Raw genomic sequence first — 3,302 nt, 5'->3', positions numbered from 1 at the left:
TTGACGCCATGGCCCGCCATGCGTTTGTGTCGCCGGTAACCCTCGGACCGCGCATCCTGCGCGCCGAAACCGCCGCCATCGCCGGGCTCGCGCGTCTGCTCGCGGGGTCCGCGCCCAGCTGATTTCAGGAGCCCGCTTTGTCCAACCCCGGAGAGGCCGACGCCACCCCGATCGATCCCGCGCAGCCCGCCGCGCGCCAACTCGCCGACTGGTTTGCCGCCGGCTGCAAGCCGCCGGCCGATTTCCGCATCGGCACCGAACACGAAAGCTTCGGCTTCCGCCGCGACAGTTTCGCGCCGCCGCCCTACGCGCCGGACGGCATCCGCGCCGTGCTCGACTCCGTCGCCGCCGCCGAGGGCATCGAGCCCATCCTCGATTCCGGCAACCCGATCGGCCTGAAGGGCAGTGGGTTCTCGATCTCCCTCGAACCCGGCGGCCAGTTCGAGCTGTCCGGCGCCCCGCTCGCCTCGATCCACGAGACGAAGCGGGAGATCGACGCCCATATCGCCCGCGTCCACCGCATCGGCGAGGCGCTCGGCCTCGGCTTCGCCCCGCTCGGCTTCCACCCGACGGCCCGCCGCGCCGATTTCGACTGGATGCCCAAGGGCCGCTACGCCATCATGCGCGCCTACATGCAGAAGGTCGGCACCCGCGGGCTCGACATGATGCTGCGCACCTGCACCGTCCAGGCCAATCTCGACTTCTCCTCCGAGGCCGACATGGTGCGGAAGATGCGCGTCGGCCTCGCCCTGCAGCCGCTCGCCACCGCCCTGTTCGCCAACGGCCCCTTCGTCGAGGGCAGGCCGAACGGCCTGCTCTCCAACCGCGCCGATGCCTGGCTCGATACGGACAACGCCCGCGCCGGCATCCCCCGCATGGTCTTCGAGGACGGTTTCGGCTTCGAGCGCTACGCCGACTACATGCTCGATATCCCGATGTATTTCGTCTACCGCGACGGGCGGTACATCGACGTCTCCGGCAAGTCCTTCCGCGACTTCATCGCCGGCCGGCTCGAGGGCCTCGCCGCCGAGCCCGCCACGATCGGCGACTTCGCCGACCACACCACCACCACCTTCCCCGATGTCCGCCTCAAGCGCTTCATCGAGACCCGCGGCGCCGATTCCGGCAATCCCGCCATGCTCCTCGCCCAGCCCGCCCTCTGGACCGGCCTGTTCTACGACGATGCGGCGCTCGACGCCGCCTCCGCCCTGATCCGCGACCTCTCCTGGGAGCAAATCGTCCACCTGCGCGACGAGGTGCCCCGCCACGGGCTCGACATCGCGCTGCCCACCGGCACCCTGCGCGACCTCGCGCGCGACGTCCTCGCCATCGCCGCGGACGGGCTGAAATCCCGCGCGCGGACCAACGCGGCCGGCGAGGACGAGCGCATCTACCTCGCCCCCCTCGAAGCCATCGCCCATGGCGCGCCCACCCAGGCCGAGCACTGGCTCGGCCGCTACCACGGCGCCTGGCACGGCGACGCCACGCGCATCTTCGCCGAAGCCGCCCTCTGAGCCTGTCCGGCCCGGGCCGCCGTCGACGCCCTCACCACGGATTGCGTTGACGCGCGGCCCCGCTCCGCTACACCCCGCGGCATGACCGCATCCCCCCGCCACGTCTACGACCGCGCCAGCCTCGCCTTCCACTGGCTCACCGCCATCCTGGTCGGCCTGAACTGGGCTCTTGCCGAGGGGCGCGGCTTCCTGCCGAAAGGCGACGCCCGCGCCCTCGTCCTCTCCGTCCATATCGCGACCGGCTTCGCCGTCGCCGCGATCCTGCTCCTCCGCCTCGCCTGGCGCCTCACCCTCGGCCACAAGCCGCCCCGGCTGCCCGGCCCGCTCGAAGCCATCGGCCGCCTCGCGCATGTCCTGCTCTATCTCCTGCTCGCCCTGACGGTCGCCACCGGCATCTCCCGCGCGCTCGGCCACGGCTCCCGCCTCTTCGCCTGGCGGCTCGACGTGCCGATGCCCGCCCCGCTCCACGCGTTCCTGCGCGCCGCCGGCTCGATCCACGGCACCATCGCCGACGCGCTGGTCATCCTCGCCGGCCTGCACGCCCTCGCCGCCATCGCCCACCACGCCCTCCTGCGCGACGACACGCTGAACCGCATGCTCCCCCTGATCGGCGACCGCCTCCGCGCCCCGCGCCCCTGGACCCGCCACACCGAGCGTCTGCTCCGCCGCCTCGGCATCCACCCCACCCGCGCCGACTGATCGTGGCATCGCCCGCGTCCGGCGCCGGAGGGCGGAATGCCATCAAAAGACAATCTAAACGTGCAAGACATCCATCATGAAACGGCAACGACTGTCGGAAAATTTTACATCTCATTCGCCTCGATTTCATAACATGCTGAATTGTTTACGGAATATTTTCAGGCACGAAATTTGCATCTAATTTTTTATTCAGCATGACGGCCTCGCCCTCCCGGCGGGATCCGACCGGCCGCGCCATTCGACGTGACGATTTCAGCCTCAAGGAGACGGCATTCCATGATGTCCAGTTCGACCCGGTCCCGGCCCGCCAGACCGCTCGCCACCGCCCTGCTCGCCGGCGCCGCCGCCCTCGCGCTCCTCGCGTCCGGCGGCACCGCCCAGGCCCACAACGGAAATGGCTGGAACTGGGGCCAGGGGCAGCAATGGGGGCAGCAGGGCAACAAAACCAGCACGCTCCACAGCTTCTGCGCCGGCTCCACGCCCGCCTGCACCGATGCCGGGGACAAGAAGAACACCCCCACCACGACGAACCCGCCGGAATTCGGCTTCTGGGCCTCCGGCGGCCCGACCTCCGGCGACCTCATCCTCGCCTTCCTGACGCCGGAGACGACGCCGCCCTCCGCCGCCCCCACGATCGGCATCACGCAGGCCGCCAAGGGAACGCCCTCCTCCGTCACGACGACGCTCGCCAAACCCTTCGCCTGGACGAGCGGCTATCTCGCCTCCTATCTCGGTTACGCGTCGGCCAAGCCGAAGAACAAGATCACCGCGTTCAAAAGCGTTCCCGGCGGGTACGACGTCTACGTCGCCGATCTCGGCAGCCAGACCCTCCAATCCGCGGCGCAGGCGACCAACGGGCCGCTCTTCACCCTCACCGCCGCCCTGCCGGAATACTCCTACGCCGTCGCCTTCCTCGCCAGCACCCCGCTCAGCAACTGCCAGTCCGGCACGGCCTACGGCGCCACGGCCAATAGCGCCGCCCTCTATATCGACGGCAAGCCGTCAACCCCCGTCCCCGAGCCCGGCTCGCTGGCCCTGCTCGGCACCGCCCTGGCCGTCCTCGGCCTCGCCGCCCGCCGCAAGCGCCGC

4 protein-coding genes are annotated in these 3,302 nt (G+C 70.3%); all 4 read left to right on the top strand.

All coding sequences use genetic code 11. From position 1 onward, the window contains the following. The first annotated feature begins 8 nt into the window (after positions 1-8). Entirely contained in the window at positions 9-122 is a 114-nt protein-coding gene (locus APM_RS22575) for a 16S rRNA (uracil(1498)-N(3))-methyltransferase (protein ID WP_371259408.1), read from the top strand. A gap of 15 nt (positions 123-137) precedes the next feature. Further along, positions 138-1,514 carry a glutamate--cysteine ligase gene (locus tag APM_RS08425; RefSeq protein WP_007422942.1) on the top strand — a complete coding sequence of 459 codons (1,377 nt, stop codon included), beginning with the start codon at positions 138-140 and terminating at the stop codon, positions 1,512-1,514. Between the two features lie 81 nt (positions 1,515-1,595). After that, positions 1,596-2,213 (top strand): cytochrome b, encoded by a 618-nt coding sequence (locus APM_RS08420; RefSeq protein ID WP_007422941.1) that lies wholly within the window; start codon positions 1,596-1,598, stop codon positions 2,211-2,213. 276 nt (positions 2,214-2,489) lie between these two features. Then, positions 2,490-3,302 (top strand): PEP-CTERM sorting domain-containing protein (locus APM_RS08415; RefSeq protein WP_007422940.1); only part of this gene is annotated, 813 nt, incomplete at its 3' end.

The organism is Acidiphilium sp. PM, assembly GCF_000219295.1.
Lineage (GTDB): Bacteria > Pseudomonadota > Alphaproteobacteria > Acetobacterales > Acetobacteraceae > Acidiphilium > Acidiphilium multivorum.
The sequence above is the reverse complement of the archived record's forward strand: the minus strand, read 5'-3'. Positions and strand labels throughout refer to the sequence as shown.

What these genes read in the sequence shown, in the direction of transcription:
- APM_RS22575 (WP_371259408.1), top strand. Translation starts at nt 9, where the DNA reads ATGGCCCGCCATGCGTTTGTGTCGCCGGTAACCCTCGGACCGCGCATC.
- APM_RS08420 (WP_007422941.1), top strand. Translation starts at nt 1,596, where the DNA reads ATGACCGCATCCCCCCGCCACGTCTACGACCGCGCCAGCCTCGCCTTC.